This window comes from Janthinobacterium aestuarii (assembly GCF_051380835.1).
Classification (GTDB): Bacteria; Pseudomonadota; Gammaproteobacteria; order Burkholderiales; family Burkholderiaceae_D; genus Janthinobacterium; species Janthinobacterium aestuarii.
In genome coordinates, this window is record NZ_JBNYXU010000005.1 from 1 (window position 1) to 17,610 (window position 17,610).

A 17,610-nucleotide genomic window follows, 5' to 3' on the forward strand; every position below is an offset into this window, starting at 1 on the left:
CATTATTTCTTGTGAACATTTGATATTTTAAGTTTTACGACAATCCGAAGATCATCGCTGCACTACATCAAATGCCCACACTTATCGACTGTTAATTGTTAAAGAACTGTATTCGGTGCCACTTTCGCGCTATCGACAAAGCGTTGTGTTTGTCAGCTGCGAAGAAGGAAGAGTATGAAGCGTTTGCAGCATTTCGTCAACTCCTTCTTTTCTTGCTCATCGCCGTTTCCGGTGATCCTCAACTGCCGCAGTGACTGCGTCTCATTGGGGAGGCGAACTATAGCAAAGCGCCCCGGGAGTAGCAAGGCTTTTCCCGGGTATTTGCGGCCAACTGCTACAATTTCGCCCCCTCAGCGCAAATTCGCGTCCCACCATAGAAGATTCACCATGAAACAACAAGCTCAAGGATCAGGCCTGACCCTGAAACGGGCTGGCTTTACCACTGGCTTCGGCGTGCTCGCCGCCACCCTCGGTTCCGCAGTCGGTCTCGGCAACATCTGGAAGTTCCCCTATCTGACAGGCGCCAATGGCGGCGCCGGCTTTCTGCTCATTTATTTACTCGCTACCTTATTAGTGGGACTGCCCGTGATGATCGCGGAAATCACCCTGGGACGCCGGGCCAAGGTCAATCCCATCTCGACCATGGAGCAGCTGGCACCGAAGGGCAAGCCCTGGTGGCTGGTCGGCTTCATCGGCATGATCGCCGCCTTCCTGATCATCGCGTTTTACTCGGAAGTGGTGGGCTGGGTGTTTGCCTATATTGCCAAGGCCATCGACGGCTCCATTCTCAGCAACGACAAACTGGTGACGGAAGCGGCCTTCGCCTCCCTGATCAGCGATCCCCTGCAATCGCTGTTGTGGCAATGGGGCGTGCTGCTGTTTATCGGTGGCATATTAATGCTGGGCGTGACCAAGGGCATCGAAGCGATCGCCAAGAAACTGATGCCGCTGCTGTTCCTGCTGCTGCTCCTGCTCTGCGCGGTCAGCCTGTCGCTCGATAAGGCGGGTGAGGGCCTGGCCTTCCTTTTCCGTCCCGATTTTTCCAAGCTGACGGCTTCCGTCGTGCTGACAGCCATGGGCCTGGCCTTCTTTAAATTGTCCGTCGGCATGGGCACGATGATGACCTACGGCAGCTATTTCCGCGATGACCAGAATATCCCCGTCACGACCTTGCGCGTGATGGCGGCCGACCTCGGCGTATCGATGCTGGCCGGCATCGCCATCTTCCCCGCCGTGTTCACGTTCGGTTTCGCGCCCAGCGCGGGACCGTCGCTGGTATTCATCACCATCCCGGCCGTGTTTTCGCAGATTCCCATGGGACAAGTGCTGATGGTGGTGTTCTTCATCCTGGCCGCCGTCGCCGCCACGGGCGCGATGCTGTCGCTGATGGAAGTGCCCGTGGTGATTTTCCATGAACGCTTTGGCTGGACACGCACCAAGGCCACCATCGTGACCATGCTGCTGCTGGCCGTGCTCGGTTCCGTATGCGCGCTCAGTAACAGCACCCTGGTGGACTTCAAGCTGTTTAACTTGAATATGTTTGATCTGTTCGACTTTGTCTCGTCGAATATCTTCCTGCCCGTGGGCGGTATCGCGATCGCCTTGTTTACAGGCTGGGCCTGGGGCAAGGACCATTTCATCGATGCGATCAGCAATCACGGCCAGTTGCAGAACAGAAAACTGGCACATGTGCTGCTGTTCCTGCTGCGCTTTGTCTCGCCCGTCTTGATCCTGATCGTGATGCTGAAGGGCCTGAAAGTCTTCTAGTCAGAGAACCCGGGTGTAGGTCTGGCGCACCAGCGCCCGGTCGCCGCAATCGAAATGCCACCATTCGCTGTTGATGCCAAAGAAGCCCGCCTGGAACATCGCCTCGCGCAAAAGGCGGCGATTGTCCACTTGCTGCTCCGTAATTTCTCCCCTTTCCAGCATCACCAGTTCCAGTGCCGGATGCGAGCGCTCACTCAAGTCGTCAAAACCGGTGCCCATATCCAGTTCCTGCCCGTCCGGCCCGACGATGGTGATGTCGAGCGCCATGCCGAACGAGTGAATCGAGCCGCGCGACGGTTCCGCGATATAGCCGAGCAACTCCGTTCCCTGCAGCGCATCCCATAGTTGCTGCTGCACCCGCTGCGGGCGCAGGGCGTCGAGCACCAGTAAATGATGGTCGGGCCGCCACTCGGCCAGCCACGCCACGGCCTGTTCCAGGGCGGAGGCCGCATCGCAGTGCAGCCAGGCGCAATCGATGGGGCTGTATAAGTCGCGGCCGACGAAATTGTCGGGCGTGGCGTAGCGCAAGTCGACGGCAATGCCGGCGATGCTGCTCAGGTGGCGAAATTGCGGATCGCTGCCGACCGCTTCCAATTGCAAACTTGCAACAGACATCAGACTCCTCTTTCCAGGCAATTGCGCGCCGCCACGCCGATGCTGTCGGCCAGGCGCCGCGCGCCATGCGACAGCGGCGAGTGGCTCGCCGTCAATAAATACAGTTGGATCGGTATCGTCGGCGCCCAAGGACGGCGCTGCAGCCGCTCGGGCGAACCGGACGCAGCCGTAAACGGATCGACCACGGCCATGCCGGCGCCCGCTTCCACGAGCGAGCGGGCGATTTGATAGGTCTGCACCACGGTACTAAAGACGGGGTGGATATCCTGCGCCTCACAGGCGGCCACGACCAGTTCACCCAGCGGATCGTTGTCGGCATGGCCGATCAGCTCGCCATTCAGGCCATGCGCCGTCAACGGTGTGCCGCAATCGGCCGCATGCCAGGTGCCAGCCGGCGCGATCACCGTCATGACGCCCTGCGCGATCGGTTCGGCCACGATGCCCGGATGACGCGGGTCTTGCAGCGATACGGCCAGGTCCGCCTCACCGAGGCGCAAGGTATTGACGATCTCGCCCGTGTGGTGGGTGGCCAGTTGGCAACGCGTGTGGGGAAAATCGCGCCGCCACTCCGTCATGGCAAACGGCAAGACGCTGATGGCGATCGTCGGCGTGGACACCAGGCGGATGGTTTCCACGGCATGGCCCTTCAGGCTGGCCGCCAGGCGGCGGATGCCCAATAAATCGCGGTTGAGCTTTTCCGTCTCGACAAACAAACGGTGCGCCTCGGGTTTCGGGTACAGCTTGCCCCGCACGCGCTCAAACAGCGGCATGCCCAGCTGCAACTCGCAATGTTGCAAGACCTTGGTCACGGCCGGTTGCGAGATATGCAGCACCTGGGCGGCGCCGCTGATGGTGCCAACTTGCATGATGGCGTGAAACACTTCGATATGACGCAGCCGCATGAGCTATTCCTTTACCTTGCCGTGGCCGCCTGGGCCGTCAACGTTCAGCATATAAGAAAAAGTCATGGGCTGGAACGGCTATGCTACTTTGCAACAACAGCTGGCGCCGGCGTCGTCAGCACTTCCAGCAGGGCCGCCGTTTCGCCGTCGGGCGTGCCGTCGAACAAAGTGTTGCGATATTTCATCTGGAAGGCGATCAGTACATTGCGCGTCGCTTCATCGAAAACACCCGTATTCGGCGTCGCATAGCCGTGCTGGGCCAGCTTTTTCTGGAACCAGACGGCGTCCGGTACTTGCTGCTCAAAAATGAGGCGCTGCGCGGCCACTCTGTTCGCATCGGGCCAGACGATCAGGCCCGCATCGGCCAGCTGGCGCCAAGGAAACAGCGGACCCGGGTCCTGTTTGCGCTGCGGGGCGATCTCGTTATGGCCGAGGATATTTTCCGGTGCGATGTTGTAGCGGGCCTGGATATCTTTCAACAGCGGAATCAGCTCATCGATCTGTGCCTGGGGAAACGGATACCAGAGGCGGCCTTCCGGCGTGTCCTTGTAGCCGGGGTTGACGATCTCGATGCCGATCGAGCTGACATTCAACTGTGTATACGTCTTCCAGTTACTCACACCCGCGTGATTGGCCTGGCGCGATTCGTCGACCAGCACGTAAAACTTCGGCTTGTCCGTGTCCGTCAGCAAATAATGGCTGCTGACCACTTGTTCCGTCAGGATCTTGATCGAGCGGGGCAGGTCGCTGACCGTGTAATGGATGACGATGAATTTGACGCGCGGGCTTTGGCTGCGCGCATTCAAGCTGTGGTCGAGGTGCGGCGCGGGCGTGGTACAGGCGGAGAGCAGGGCCACGAGCAGGGCGAGGGCGATTTTTTTCATGAAATATCCATGTTCGGGTTAATAAAATGTTCAGTATTGGCCTGTGTATTGAGCGCCGCCTTGACGGCTATCCTGGCCGCCGCGTCATGTGGACGGGCAACTTTCTGTTCCATCGTCAACGATACAGGCAACGCGGCGCGCATGGCTGACGCGATGGCCGGGTGCAATTGCGCCGCGCGGCCGGCCAGCACCACGGGACGCGGACCATGGCGAGATACCAGTGCCAGGGCCAGGCGCGCCAGTTCCTGTCCCGCGCGCTGCAAGATGTCCAGCGCCAGCGGGTCGGCATCGGCACTGGCGGCCACGGCCAGCGCCAGCCGGCCGATGGCGCCCCGGTCCTGGCCATACATGAAGGCGCGCGACAATGACCAGTCGCTGCCGCCCAGTTGCGCAAACACGGCCTCGGCCATGGGCGACGCTTGCCAACTGCCAGGCGCCTCGTCTTCGCGGCGCCAGATGTGGCGCAAGGCTTCGCGCGCGATCCAGTAACCGCCGCCGCCATCGTCGAGCAGCACGCCGCGCCCGCCTGCACGGTGAAACACGCCATCCGCATCGATCCAGGCGGCAATCGAGCCCGTGCCAGCGTAGACCAGATAACCTTCGCCTGGTTCAAAACTGTCGCGATAGGCGATATCGATATCGTTGCCCAAGCGGACATCGTCGGCGTCCAGCGCCAGCAACTCCGCCAGCATGTGCGCCAGCGTCACATCGTCGCCGCCAAAGCCCGTCAAGCCCGCCGCCACGGCGCGCGGCTGGCCAACGGCCAGCACAGCCTGAGACAATTTCGCAAACGTGGCGTGCACGGCTGCGCGGCCCGCATCGCTGCTCATTTGCAAGGCAGACAAGCCTTCCACGGCGCCGTCCGCCACGATGGCGCCATCCGCGCCAGCCAAAGCCCAGCGCGTTTGCGTGCCGCCCGCGTCGATGCCCAGCCCGAGCACGGCCATGTCAGTATTGATTGCAGGGAAGGAAATCATGGCATGAGTGTAAAGCCAAGCGGAGCTTGCAGGCATGAAAGCTTGCGCATGTTTCATGCCTGCAGGTTATGGACTAGCGAAGAAAGTTCAACAATTACTTGGCGGCGACCGTAAACGGTGCGCGCACGGTGACGCGGGGGCTTTCATTGCCGAGGCGGTCCACAGCGCTGACCACCACCGCATTGACTTTACCAATGGCATCGTCAACCAGGGTCAGCTCGCCTTGCACACCCGTGACCACGGTAAAACGCCAGTCTTCGCCGTAGCGAGCCCAGACCGCGTACTGCGCTACGGGTTTGCCGCCGCCCGCCGTCAATTTGATGTTCAGGCTGGTGGAATCGCGGCGCAGAGCCAGCACGGGCGTACCCGGTGCTTCCTTGCCCAGCCATGGCGTGGCGGGAATCAGGGCAGGGCTTTGATACACGCTCGCCTTGAGTTGCTCGCTGACACCCTTGCGGTTCTGCATCAGGGGCACCATGCTGAAATGCACTTGTCCATTCGCGCCGGGGCGCGTGCGCGTCACTTCGATCTGCTTGATGATCTCTTGCGGCGTGAAGGACTTGGCGGAATTGTCGATGCGGCTGGTGTACAGGCCTGGCCACACGTGGCGGCCATACGGATTTTGCGCCAGCCAATAGTCGAGCAGCACGCCAAACGCTTGCGGCGCCTGCGCCACGGGCCAGTACAGCTGCGGCGACAGGTAATCGAGCCAGCCCTTGGCCAGCCACAATTCCGCATCCGCATACAATTTATCGTACTGGCTGAAGCCGACGATGCCGGCAGGGCGGCGGTCCGGACGGCCGATGCCGAACGGGCTGATGCCAAAGCGCACCCAGCTCTTTTCGCGGTGGATGCCTGTATACAAAGCCTCGATCAGCTGGTTGACGTTCTGGCGGCGCCAGGAAGCGCGGTCCAGCTGGCCGCCGGCCAGCAGATATTGCTGCCAGGAAGGCTCATCGGGAAACGGCAGTTCGCGCTTGGCGCCGCCATTGCCCGCGTCCAGCGCGGCTGTTTCCGCACCGGCGCCGGCGCCAGGCGCATCGATCGGGTACGGGTAAAAGTAATCGTCGATGTGCACGCCATCGATATCGTAGCGGCGCACCACGTCGAGCACCACGTCCGTCGTGTGCTTGGACGCGGCGGCGTCGCCCGGGTCCATCCACAGGTAGCGGCCGTATTGCTTGACGGACGCCGGATTGGTGGAAGCGAAACTGTCGCGCGCCAGCGGCGACTTGGCCGTTGCGTGACGGGCCCGATACGGGTTGAACCAGGCGTGCAATTCCAGGCCCCGCGCATGCGCCTGCGCTACCCAGAAAGCCAGCGGGTCATACAGGGGCAGAGGCGGCTGGCCTTGCTTGCCGGTCAGGTATTCCGACCACGGCTCCAGCTGCGACGGGTAAATCGTGTCGGCGCTAGGGCGCACTTGCAGCACAATCGCGTTCAGATTCAGGGACTTGGCACGGTCGAGAATGGCCAGCGCTTCCGCTTGCTGCTTGGCGACAGGCAAATTGCTGCGGCTGGGCCAGTCGATATTGGCCACCGTCGAGACCCAGGCGGCGCGGAATTCGCGCGGCGCCGGCGGCGGTACTTCGCCCGTGATGTGCTGCACGGGCGGCACGGCTGGCAAACCCGCTGCGCCCGGCGTCACTGCGGAGGGCATCCTGGTGCTGGTACAGCTGCTGAGCAATGTGGCGGTGGCCAACGCGGCCAATACGCCGGCGCTGGCGCCCAGGCGTTTTTTGAAAGTAGACAACAAAACAATTCCTTGCAGTGGTGAAGCGCAGGTCTATCGGTGCGGGCATTTTACTGTGCGCCCGCCATCCATGCGGGCGCACGGTTCAAAAGAATCAGGCCTCGGCCTTCTTGCCAAATTCGGGATCGATCTTGACCAGCGCGGCCATGATGAAAGCAGGAATGGTGGCGATGCAGACCCAGATAAAGAAGTGCTGGTAGCCTAGCATTTGCTGGATCCAGCCGCTGGCCATGCCCGGCAACATCATGCCCAGGGCCATGAAACCCGTGCAGATCGCGTAATGGGCCGTTTTATGCGCGCCATCGGAGACCATGATCATGTACAACATATAGGACGCGAAACCGAAGCCATAGCCAAATTGCTCCAACGCAATGCCACCGGCGATCACATAAATGCTGCTGGGCAAGGCGGTGGCCAGGTAAACAAAGACCAGGTCGGGCAGGTGGACGGACAGCACCATGATCCACAAACAGCGTTTCAAACCGAAGCGGGAAATGATGAATCCTCCCAGCAAGCCGCCCAGGGTCAGGGCGATCACGCCGATGGTGCCATAGACGAGGCCCACCTGTTCCGTGCTGAGGCCCAGGCCGCCCTTGGCGACGGGGTCGAGCAGGAATGGCGCAGCCAGCTTGAGCAATTGCGCCTCGCCGAGGCGGAACAGCAGCAAAAAGCCCAAGATGACGAAAATATCCTTCTTCTTGAAGAAGGAAGCAAAGGTGGCGATGAATTCCTGCAAGGGAGAAACACCGGCGCCCTGGATGCTGGGGCGGTCGTCCTTCGGTTTCGGCAAGACAAAATAGTGGTACAGGAAGAGGGCGATGAACAGGCCCGCCAGAATGGCGAACACGACGGACCAGGCCAGCTGCACATTGCCCGTCGCATGCGTCAAATAGCCGGCCAGATACACGAGACCGCCCTGGCCGGCGATCATCGCCAGGCGATAGAAAGTGCTGCGCACGCCGACGAAGGCTGCCTGCTGGTGCTCTTCCAGGCCCAGCATATAAAAGCCGTCGGCGGCAATGTCATGCGTGGCGGAACTGAAAGCCATCAGCCAGAAGATGGCCAGGCTGATCTGGAAAAAGTGCGGCAAGGACGTCGTCAGGGCCACCAGCGCCAGCGCGGCGCCGATGACCAGCTGCAAGCCGACGATCCAGAAACGCTTGGTGCGGTACATATCGATGAAGGGCGACCACAGGGGTTTGATGACCCATGGCAAGTACAACCAGCTCGTGTACAGGGCAATATCGGTATTGCTGAAACCGTAGTTCTTGTACATGATCACGGACAAGGTCATGACCACTACATAGGGGATACCCTGGCCGAAATACAGGGAAGGGATCCACAGCCACGGCTTATTTGACGGCTTATTTGCGCGCGCCGCGGCGGTTTGTTTCACTAGCTCCATACATCCTTCTTTGTCTCCCAGACAGAAGAATGCCGCGCCATTGGATCACGCCGCCAGTGCCGCCCGCACACTGCCGTTCGCGCCGGCCAACAATGCCTGTGCCTGGTTTGTGTTGATTTTTTTGGTCAAGGCAACAATCGCCACCTTGACGTGATAGTGGCATTGCTCCAGCACGGTCCTGGCCTGCACTTCGCTGGCGCCGGTGGCGTGCATGGTCAGACGCACCGCCCGCCAGATCAGCTTGGCGTTGGTCGGCTTCAAGTCTACCATCAAGTTTCCGTAAGTTTTGTGCAAACCGACCATCAGGGCGCTGGAAATCGTGTTCAGGGTGATTTTTTGCGCCGTACCCGCTTTCAGGCGCGTGCTGCCGGATATGACTTCCGTACCCGTGTCGAGCACGATGCCGCATTGCGCCTCGTGCGCCACGGGGGCATCCACATTGTTCGCGATGCCTATCGTCAAGGCGCCCGCCTGGCGCGCGGCCAGCAAGGCGCCCAGCACATACGGCGTGGCGCCGGAGGCGGCCAGCAGGATCACGACATCATTTGCTTGCGGCTGCAAGGCCAGTAAATCCGCCTCGCCTTGCTGCAAATCGTCTTCCGCGCCTTCGACGGCCGTAAACATGGCGCCCGCGCCGCCGGCCAGGATGGCGACGGCCCGCTCGGGCGGCCAGGAAAACGTGGGATTGAGTTCAACGCTGTCGAGCACGCCAAGCCGGCCGGACGTGCCCGCCCCCACATACAGCAGCCGTCCACCGGCCGCGATGCGGGGCAGGGCGGCCGTGATGGCGGCAGCGATGTCGGGCGACGCCAGCCGCACGGCCTCGACAGCCCAGAACTGGTCATCGACCAGCGCCGCCACCAGCTGCTCCACCGGATACAGGTCCAGATCCGGATGCCGCCGGCTCGGGGTTTCAGTTTTCAACATGATTTCAGAACATGGTTGAAGGTGAAACCAGTTTAATACCAACGAGCAATATCAGCCATGAAAGGTTGGCGGGCGGGCATAACAGGAGTTTATGGCTGGTGCAGGAACGCGGTGTACTACATGTACTTCGATACGCTCCCGTTTGTGTCTATACTTGGGTTCGACGCCAACATCAACGACATCTCCATGATCGCTCGCCAATTGCTGTTCCTGTTTAGCGCCCTTGGCGCCATCAACGGCATTTTCCTGGCCGTCTATTTTTTCAGCCGCCGGCCTCGCTGCCTCGCCGACTGCATGCTCGGCGCATTGCTGCTGGCCGTCGGGGTACGCACCGCCAAATCTGCCTTCCTCTTCTTCAACCCGGTGATCGCACTCGAATTCCGCCAACTGGGCCTGTCGGCCTGCCTGCTGATCGGCCCCTTGACCTATCTCTATGTGCGCGCTTTTCTGGCCGGGCTCGGACAATTGCCTGCCGGGCAACAATGGCGTTGGCATCTCGGCTTGTCCTTCCTGCTGATAGGCATTGGCGTTGCCTTTCCGTATGCCGCGTATCGTTCTGTGTGGAACCTGTCGAGTCATGCCATTCATGTGTTCTGGCTAGGCTACCTGCTGGCGGCCGCCAGACTGCTCTGGCACAGGCGCCGGGCATGGTTGAACGACGGACAGCGGATGGCGACCAGCAACGTGCTCCTGCTGAGCGTCTTTGCAGGCAGCTGCGTCATGCTGGCGGCGTACGCGAGCACGCCGTTCACGTCCTATATCGTCGGTGCCTTGTCGTTCACCTTCTCGCTGCACGTCGCGGTCATGGTTTTTCTGCTGAGAAAAGAAACCTCGACGCCTGCCGAGCCAAAACAGAAGTACCAACATAGCCGCCTGACGCACGACGATGCGCTTGCCGTGCTCGCTGCGCTGGAACAACAGATGAGCGAGCAACAATCCTATCTGAATCCGAATCTGACCCTGGCCCAACTGGCCAAGCGGGCGGGATGCACGCAGGCGCAGGTATCGCAGGTACTCAATGACAAGCTGAGCAAGAGTTTCAACACCTACGTCAACGAATACCGTATCGCCGAAGCGAAACAGGTATTGACGGGCGGGCCGCAACTGAACATGGATACCGTTGCCGAGCGCTGCGGGTTCAATTCCAGTTCCACCTTCTACTCGACCTTCAAGAAAGTTACTGGGCAGACTCCCGCCAGCTTCCGGGCCCAATCCGGCCAGGCCGTCAGGGCCGTTTCCGCGTAAAACCGCTCCGGAATCGCCATTCCGGAGTCTGACATCCTGTTTGGCGACATCCATTCCCCTGCGCTTCGCTAAATTATCGACCATCAGCGATCTGAAATAGTCGTTGCTCCGATAAACGAAATTCTTCATGCAGGGTAAAACCATGATCCAGTTTTTAGTGCGAACAGTACTCGCCTGTTGCTTGCTTGGCATCGCCGCCGTCAGCGCCGCCGCCACCGCGGACCAGGACGAACATGCCATCCAGGAAACCGTACGCTGGTATCTGCATGGCACCAGCTTCAACGTGCAGGACGAGATCAAGCAGGCCTTCCATGCAAATTCCCGCCTTTATCTGGACGGCAAAGACGATGCGGAATGGGAGTTGAGCGGTCCCGAATACGCCAAACTCTTTAGCGACGAGAAAAAAGGGCAATTCAATGGGCGCCACGGGCGGCTGATCAAGGTGGAGGTGAACGGCAAGGTAGCCACCGCCAAGGCCGAGATCCACATTCCCGCACAAGGAGTCCGCTATGTGGATGTCTTCCTTTTGAAAAAGATCGCCGGCAACTGGAAGATCGTCAGCAAGTCGGCCCATCGCGAGCCAGCGGCACGCCACGCACGCAAGGTGCTGCTGGTCGTGTCGAATGTGCATCAATATCCCGGCACAAAAGTTAACGCAGGCAATAATTTTCCCGAGCTTGCCTATACCTATGATGCATTTCGCAAAGCAGGGTACGCGGTCGACTTCGTCAGTCCCGAGGGTGGCGCCGTTCCGTTGGAAATGATCGTCACGTCGGACGAGTTGCTCAAGAAGCATCTGTACGACAGTGATTTCATGTGGGCACTGGCCCATACCAAACCCGTCGCCGAGGTCAAGGCAGACGAGTATGCGGGCATGGCTTTCGTCGGCGGCGGCGCGGCCATCGTCGGCATCCCGGACAACAAGCCGCTGCAGGACATCGCCTTGCGTATCTATGAACAGCAGGGCGGGGTGATCGCGGCCATCTGCCATGGCACCGAGGGCATCAAGAATCTGAAGCTCAGCGACGGTACTTTCCTCATCCAGGGCAAGGTGCTCACCTCGTTCCCCGATGCGTTTCTCAACAAGGAATCGCCGGTATACAAAGCCTATCCCTTTTCGGCGGAAGGCAGCATCAAGCGCCAGGGCGGCATTTTCAGGCACGGCGCCAGCGGCAAGAGCCACGTCGAGGTCGATGGCCGGCTGGTAACCGGCATGAGCTGGGAGTCGTCCGTCGGCGTGGCGGAATCCATGATCCGCCTGATCCAGCAGTAAGTTTATGGCGCGCGGCGCATTTCCGCCACGAAATCGTAATGGTCGCTGCGGCAATACGAATGCGTGAGTTCCACCGCTTCGCCCGTCTCCAGGTAGGCGATGCGCGTGATGAACAGCACGGCCTGGCCATCGGGGATGCCCAGTTGCTTGGCCAGCACGTCCGTCGCATTCATGGCGCGGATGTGCTGCAAGGCGCGCACGGGGGCCTTCTTGATGCTGCTCAAGTACTCATACAGCGAGTCGCCCATGGCGTCCGGGTCCGGCACCACGCTGAACGGCAGCACGCTCACTTCATATGCCATCACCACGTCGTCGGCCAGGCGCAAGCGCTCAAGGCGCGCCACTTTCGTGTTCTGCGCCAGGCCCAGGCTCAGCTGTTCATCGCTGCTGGCGATGACGACTTCGCGCTTGAGCCAGCGCGAGCCGGGGCGGTAGCCGCGCTGCTGCAGCTGCTCGGAAAAGCTCGACAGGTTCGACAGCGGCTGCTCGATGCGCGGGGCAATATAGTTGCCCGAACCGCGGCGGCGCACGACGAGGCCTTGCTCGACGAGCTGGTCGATGGCCTTGCGGGCAGTCACGCGCGATACGTCAAGCAGTTCGGACAGGGTACGTTCGGATGGCAGGGCCTGGTCTACCTGGTAGCGGCCGTTGCGTACGTCATCGCTCAGCTTGCGGGCGATCTGCATATATAAAGGCGAATTGTCATTTAAATCGACCTTGAGTTCTACGCTGGTCTGGCTCATACAGTTCTCCTTGTCCTCCTAGTGTAATAGCGATGGCGCTTGTGCGTAGCCCGTCCACCCATGAATAAATGGAAAATGGCCATAAATAACGGTTATACATTTAAAAAAACAATGTTTTACCGTACGTATAGCTTTGCATTATAGATAAATAAGCAATTTTCATTGGCGTCGTGAAGCATCCCGCCCTATGCTGGCGATGCCTCCACTACGCCGTGAACAGGGAAACATGCACAATAAAATGACGGGTTTGCTGGGCTTGCTGCTGCTGGGCACGACCTGGAGCGCACTGGCCGCCCCGCCCGGTGGCGGCAAGGACCAGCAGCGCGCGCTCGATGCCACGCTATCGGCCATCGTCGATGATGCGGCCCACCCGCTGGCCAGCCTGTCCGTGCTGGCCATACGCCACGGCACAGTGTCATATCAGCAACAATTTGGCTACCGGCACATCGGTGCCACGCCGGCGGACAGCTTGCCCGTGACGCCGGCCACCCTGTTCCGCATCGCCTCGGTTTCGAAGATGATGACCACACTGGGGTTGATGCGGCTGGTCGAGCAGGGCAAGCTGAGCCTGGATCAGGACGTGGGCATCTATCTGGGCTTTTCCCTGCGCAACCCGCATTTCCCCCAGCAACCGTTGACCTTGCGCAGCCTGCTCAGCCACACTTCCTCGCTACGCGACGCGGGCGGCTATTCCTGGGGCCCTGAGCACAGCCTGCGCGACGTATTTACGGCCGGCGGCGATACGATGTGGGATGCGGCTGCCGCGCCGGGCCGCTATTTTACGTACGCCAACCTGAATTGGGGCGTGATCGGCACGGTGATGGAAAAAGTCACGGGCGAGCGCTTCGACCTGCTGATGCGGCGCTTGCTGCTCGATCCCCTCGACGTGCGCGGCGGCTACAACCCGGCCGCATTCCCGGAGGAAGACGTGGCAAACACGGCCACCCTGTACCGCAAACGCACCTTGGACACGGAAACCTGGCAGCCGCAAGGCCCCTGGATCGCGCAGGCCGACGATTTTCATGCACGCCCACCGTCTGGCCTGGCCAACTATGTGATCGGCAGCAACGCCACCGTCTTCAGTCCCACGGGCGGCTTGCGCATTTCCGCCGCGGGATTGGGCAAGGTCATGCAGATGCTGCTCGACGGTGGCCGCTACCAACATCAGCAGCTGTTGCAGCCGGCCAGCATCGCCTTGATGTTTGGCCGCCAATGGCAGCTGGCGCCCGATGCCAGCAATGGCGACAGCGAGCGGGGCCTGTACCGCGCCTGGGGCCTTGGCAACCAGCAATTCGATGCGGTGGCGGGGCAGGGCAACGGCTTGGTCGAAGGCGCCAGCTTCACGGCCGTAGGCCATCTGGGCGAGGCATATGGCCTCGTCTCCGCCTTCGTGCTCGATTTCCAGAACAAAAACGGCATGGTGATGCTGGTGGGCGGCACGGGCAGCGATCCCGAGCAGTATCCAGGCACGTATTCCGCCATGGGGCGCAGCGAGGAACGGATACTCACCGCGCTATACCATGGTGCGATGGAGAACAATCAGTCCTTGCATTGAAATGGTGCATTCCTGAAAGTTATGGCTGCACCATGATGTTTCATTGGCTGCGTTGGCGGCCAGCCTCTAAGCTCTTCCCGAATGCTCCCGCACCATGGGAGCGCAACGCAGCGAGGCAACATGCAGCAACAAGTCATCATCATCGGCGGCGGCGTCGTCGGTCTGACATCGGCCTGGTGGCTGGCCGAGGCCGGCTACAAGGTCACTTTACTGGAACGCAATGAACAAGTGGCGATCGCCGCCAGCTACCGCAACGGCGGCCAGCTCAGCTATCGCTATGTGGCGCCGCTGGCGGACGCGGGCGTGCCCTTCAAAGCCCTGCAATGGCTGCTGCAGAAAGACGGTCCGCTGCGCTTCCGCCCCGAGGCCGACTGGCGCCAATGGCGCTGGATAGCCAGTTTCCTGCGCAATTGCAACAGCGCCAGCAATGCCCGCACGACGGCCAAGCTGCTGCAACTGGGAGAATGGAGCCGCGCCGGCATGGCGCAACTGGAGTTGACCGTGCCGCCGGAAGCGTATGCCCGGCGCGATGCGGGCAAGCTCATCGTCTACCGCTCGCCCGCCATCTTCCAGCGTGCCGTGGCGCGGCCCGAGTCGGAAGAGGCGCGTGTCGTCCTGTCGCCGCTGGAAGCCGTCCAGCGCGAACCGGCGCTGGCCGCCTTGCAGGGTTCCCTGGCGGGCGGCATCTTTACGCAGGGCGAAGCGGTGGCCGATTGCCACGCCTTTTGCCTGGCGCTGGAAGCGCGCCTGCTACAGCACCCGAATTGTTCGCTCTTGTTAAAAGGCGAGGCGCGCCGCCTCGTCACGCAGAAGGGCAGGATCACGGGCATCGACACCAGCCTGGGCCTGTTGCAAGCGGATCACTACGTGCTGGCGGCCGGCATCCAGAGCCGCGACCTGGCCGCCACGGCAGGCATTTACCTGCCCCTGTATCCGTTGAAGGGCTACAGCCTGACGGCGCCCATCCGCGCGCAGCACCGCGCGCCCGAGATCAGCATCACGGATTTCGAGCGCAAGGTACTGTATGCGCGCATCGGTGGCGACTTGCGCGTGGCCGCCATGGTCGACATGGTGGGCGCCGACAACAGTATCGACTGGGGCCGCATCGCCGGCCTGACGCGGCTGGCGCGCGAAGCCATGCCGCACGGCGCCGATTACGACCAGGCCACGGTCTGGGCCGGCCTGCGCCCCGCCACGCCGAACAGCGCGCCGCTGGTGGGCGCCAGCAAAGTTGCGAACTTGTGGCTGAACGTGGGCCATGGCCCGCTGGGCTTTACCTTTGCGGCCGGCACGGCGCGCATCCTGGCCGACCTGATGGCCGGCAAGGCGCCGCCGTTCGCGCTGGACTTCCTCGCGCCTCAAAAATAGGCGGAGCGGCGGCAGCGGCGACCGGCGCCGCCGTTATGGCGGATAATTGCGGAACTTTTCAGTTCCCCTATTTACCAGCGCATGCTCACACCCTCGACATCTGCCGCCTGCCCCTGTGGCGGCGCCTCCTACGCCAGCTGCTGTGGCCCGTATATCGCGGGCGACGCCTTGCCGCCCACGGCCGAAACGCTGATGCGTTCGCGCTACACGGCGTTTACCTTGCGCGACGAACCGTATCTGCTTGCCACCTGGCATGCCAGCACCCGTCCCACCGATGCTTTATTTGCCGAAGAAGAAAAAGTCCACTGGCTGGGACTTGAGGTAAAATCTGCTTTACGTTTACGTCAACGTAAAGCAGAATCAGACGTTCAAACCGAAGAGACAAACCGCGACAGCGTCGAATTCGTGGCCCGCTACAAGGTCAACGGCCGTGTGCACCGCCTGCATGAAGTGAGCCGCTTCGTGCGTGAAGCTGGTGACGGTGGCATGCGCTGGTTTTATCTCGACGGCAGTTTTCCCGAATAGCGCGACCCGAGAGACCGGGCGATAATAAAAAGGAACCGCAATGCCGCACATCGAAAGCAAACTCAATCCGCGCAGTGAAGATTTCAAGGCCAATGCCGCGGCCATGCAAGCCATCGTCGACGATTTGCGCGACAAAGTGGAAAAGATCGCGGCCGGCGGCGGCGAAGCGGCTGCCGCCAAGCACCTGGCGCGCGGCAAATTGCTGCCGCGCGACAGAGTGCAGATGCTGCTCGATCCCGGCACGCCCTTCCTCGAGTTTTCCCAGATGGCGGCCTACGCCATGTACCAGGACGCCAAGGGCGTCGATGCGGCGCCCGCCGCCGGCATCATCACCGGCATCGGCCGGGTCTCGGGCCAGGAATGCGTCATCGTGTGTAACGACGCTACCGTCAAGGGCGGCACGTATTACCCGATGACGGTGAAAAAGCATTTGCGCGCCCAGGAAATCGCCGACCAGAACAACCTGCCCTGCATTTACCTGGTCGATTCGGGCGGCGCCAACCTGCCGAACCAGGACGACGTCTTCCCCGACCGCGACCATTTCGGCCGCATCTTCTACAACCAGGCGAATCTGTCGGCGAAGGGCATTCCGCAAATCGCCGTCGTGATGGGCTCTTGCACGGCCGGCGGCGCCTACGTGCCGGCCATGAGCGATGAATCGATCATCGTCAAGGAGCAGGGCACGATTTTCCTCGGCGGCCCGCCGCTGGTGAAAGCGGCCACCGGTGAAGTGGTGACGGCCGAAGATCTGGGTGGCGGCGACGTGCACACGCGCTTGTCCGGCGTGGTCGACCACCTGGCGCAGAACGATCTGCATGCGCTGTCGCTGGCGCGCACCATCGTCTCGAACCTGAACCGCACCAAGCCGCAGCAGATGGCGCTGCGCGAGTCCGTCGAACCGAAATATCCGACGCAAGAACTGTATGGCGTGATCCCCGTCGATACGCGCAAGCCGTTCGACGTGCGCGAAGTCATTGCGCGCATCGTCGACGGCAGCGATTTCGACGAATTCAAGGCCCGCTACGGCACCACCCTGATCTGCGGCTTTGCGCATATCTATGGGGTCAAAGTCGGCATCATCGCCAACAACGGCATCTTGTTCTCGGAATCGGCGCTGAAAGGCACGCATTTCATCGAATTGTGCTGCCAGCGCAAGATCCCGCTCGTGTTTTTGCAAAATATCACGGGCTTCATGGTGGGCCGCAAATACGAAAACGAGGGCATCGCCCGCAATGGCGCCAAAATGGTCACCGCCGTCGCGACGGCCGCCGTGCCGAAGTTCACGGTCATCATCGGCGGCAGCTTCGGCGCCGGCAATTACGGCATGTGCGGCCGCGCGTTTTCTCCGCGTTTCATGTGGATGTGGCCCAATGCGCGCATTTCCGTCATGGGCGGCGACCAGGCCGCTTCCGTACTGGCGACCGTCAAGCGCGACGGCATCGAGGGCAAGGGCGGGCAGTGGAGCGCGGACGAGGAAGCGGCCTTCAAGCAGCCGATCAAGGATCAATACGAACACCAGGGCCACCCCTACTATGCCACCGCGCGCCTGTGGGACGATGGCGTGATCGACCCGGCCGACACCCGCATGGTGCTGGGCCTGGGCCTGTCGGCCGCGCTCAACGCCGAGATCCCGGATACGAAGTTCGGCGTATTCCGCATGTAAGGGGAGAA

15 protein-coding genes are annotated in these 17,610 nt (G+C 61.2%); 7 read left to right on the forward strand and 8 right to left on the reverse strand.

What is annotated here, in order from left to right:
• The first annotated feature begins 387 nt into the window (after positions 1 to 387).
• On the forward strand, positions 388 to 1,767 hold the full coding sequence (locus ACQ4WO_RS14435; RefSeq protein WP_436482052.1) for a sodium-dependent transporter: 1,380 nt from the start codon (positions 388 to 390) through the stop codon (positions 1,765 to 1,767).
• Here the strand turns inward: ACQ4WO_RS14435 and ACQ4WO_RS14440 are convergent, their stop codons facing one another.
• The 7 genes from ACQ4WO_RS14440 to ACQ4WO_RS14470 all read right to left on the reverse strand — a co-directional run bounded on the left by ACQ4WO_RS14440 (position 1,768) and on the right by ACQ4WO_RS14470 (position 9,230).
• Entirely contained in the window at positions 1,768 to 2,382 is a 615-nt protein-coding gene (locus tag ACQ4WO_RS14440) for a M15 family metallopeptidase (RefSeq protein ID WP_436482053.1), read from the reverse strand.
• On the reverse strand, positions 2,382 to 3,284 hold the full coding sequence (locus ACQ4WO_RS14445; RefSeq protein ID WP_034782805.1) for a LysR family transcriptional regulator: 903 nt from the start codon (positions 3,282 to 3,284) through the stop codon (positions 2,382 to 2,384). Before ACQ4WO_RS14445 ends, ACQ4WO_RS14440 begins: the two co-directional genes overlap by 1 nt.
• An 83-nt stretch (positions 3,285 to 3,367) precedes the next feature.
• Entirely contained in the window at positions 3,368 to 4,168 is an 801-nt protein-coding gene (locus ACQ4WO_RS14450; protein ID WP_034752412.1) for an N-acetylmuramoyl-L-alanine amidase, read from the reverse strand.
• Positions 4,165 to 5,115, reverse strand: a complete 951-nt coding sequence (locus ACQ4WO_RS14455) for an N-acetylglucosamine kinase (RefSeq protein WP_436482054.1) — start codon at positions 5,113 to 5,115, stop codon at positions 4,165 to 4,167. Before ACQ4WO_RS14455 ends, ACQ4WO_RS14450 begins: the two co-directional genes overlap by 4 nt.
• A gap of 124 nt (positions 5,116 to 5,239) precedes the next feature.
• The gene (locus ACQ4WO_RS14460) at positions 5,240 to 6,901 is read right to left on the reverse strand and encodes a glycoside hydrolase family 10-like protein (protein ID WP_436482055.1); all 1,662 of its coding nucleotides are present in this window, start codon (positions 6,899 to 6,901) and stop codon (positions 5,240 to 5,242) included.
• 91 nt (positions 6,902 to 6,992) lie between these two features.
• Complete coding sequence (locus ACQ4WO_RS14465) at positions 6,993 to 8,303, reverse strand: MFS transporter (protein ID WP_436482057.1); 1,311 nt, start codon at positions 8,301 to 8,303, stop codon at positions 6,993 to 6,995.
• A gap of 45 nt (positions 8,304 to 8,348) precedes the next feature.
• Positions 8,349 to 9,230 carry an N-acetylmuramic acid 6-phosphate etherase gene (locus ACQ4WO_RS14470; protein WP_436482058.1) on the reverse strand — a complete coding sequence of 294 codons (882 nt, stop codon included), beginning with the start codon at positions 9,228 to 9,230 and terminating at the stop codon, positions 8,349 to 8,351.
• 120 nt (positions 9,231 to 9,350) lie between these two features.
• Between ACQ4WO_RS14470 and ACQ4WO_RS14475 the strand changes: the two genes are divergently transcribed.
• Both ACQ4WO_RS14475 and ACQ4WO_RS14480 read left to right on the forward strand, forming a co-directional pair.
• Positions 9,351 to 10,475 (forward strand): helix-turn-helix transcriptional regulator, encoded by a 1,125-nt coding sequence (locus tag ACQ4WO_RS14475; RefSeq protein ID WP_436482059.1) that lies wholly within the window; start codon positions 9,351 to 9,353, stop codon positions 10,473 to 10,475.
• Positions 10,476 to 10,602: 127 nt separating this feature from the next.
• Positions 10,603 to 11,748, forward strand: coding sequence for a nuclear transport factor 2 family protein (locus ACQ4WO_RS14480; protein WP_436482060.1), 1,146 nt, complete (start codon positions 10,603 to 10,605; stop codon positions 11,746 to 11,748).
• A gap of 2 nt (positions 11,749 to 11,750) precedes the next feature.
• Here the strand turns inward: ACQ4WO_RS14480 and ACQ4WO_RS14485 are convergent, their stop codons facing one another.
• Entirely contained in the window at positions 11,751 to 12,491 is a 741-nt protein-coding gene (locus ACQ4WO_RS14485; RefSeq protein WP_034752424.1) for a GntR family transcriptional regulator, read from the reverse strand.
• A gap of 226 nt (positions 12,492 to 12,717) precedes the next feature.
• Between ACQ4WO_RS14485 and ACQ4WO_RS14490 the strand changes: the two genes are divergently transcribed.
• The 4 genes from ACQ4WO_RS14490 (at position 12,718) to ACQ4WO_RS14505 (ending at position 17,602) form a co-directional block, all read left to right on the forward strand.
• On the forward strand, positions 12,718 to 14,046 hold the full coding sequence (locus ACQ4WO_RS14490; RefSeq protein ID WP_436482061.1) for a serine hydrolase domain-containing protein: 1,329 nt from the start codon (positions 12,718 to 12,720) through the stop codon (positions 14,044 to 14,046).
• A gap of 81 nt (positions 14,047 to 14,127) precedes the next feature.
• Positions 14,128 to 15,414 carry a D-amino acid dehydrogenase gene (locus ACQ4WO_RS14495; RefSeq protein ID WP_436482062.1) on the forward strand — a complete coding sequence of 429 codons (1,287 nt, stop codon included), beginning with the start codon at positions 14,128 to 14,130 and terminating at the stop codon, positions 15,412 to 15,414.
• A gap of 81 nt (positions 15,415 to 15,495) precedes the next feature.
• Positions 15,496 to 15,939 (forward strand): YchJ family protein, encoded by a 444-nt coding sequence (locus ACQ4WO_RS14500; RefSeq protein ID WP_436482063.1) that lies wholly within the window; start codon positions 15,496 to 15,498, stop codon positions 15,937 to 15,939.
• A 40-nt stretch (positions 15,940 to 15,979) separates the two neighbouring features.
• Positions 15,980 to 17,602 (forward strand): carboxyl transferase domain-containing protein, encoded by a 1,623-nt coding sequence (locus tag ACQ4WO_RS14505; protein ID WP_034752436.1) that lies wholly within the window; start codon positions 15,980 to 15,982, stop codon positions 17,600 to 17,602.
• Positions 17,603 to 17,610 lie beyond the last annotated feature (8 nt).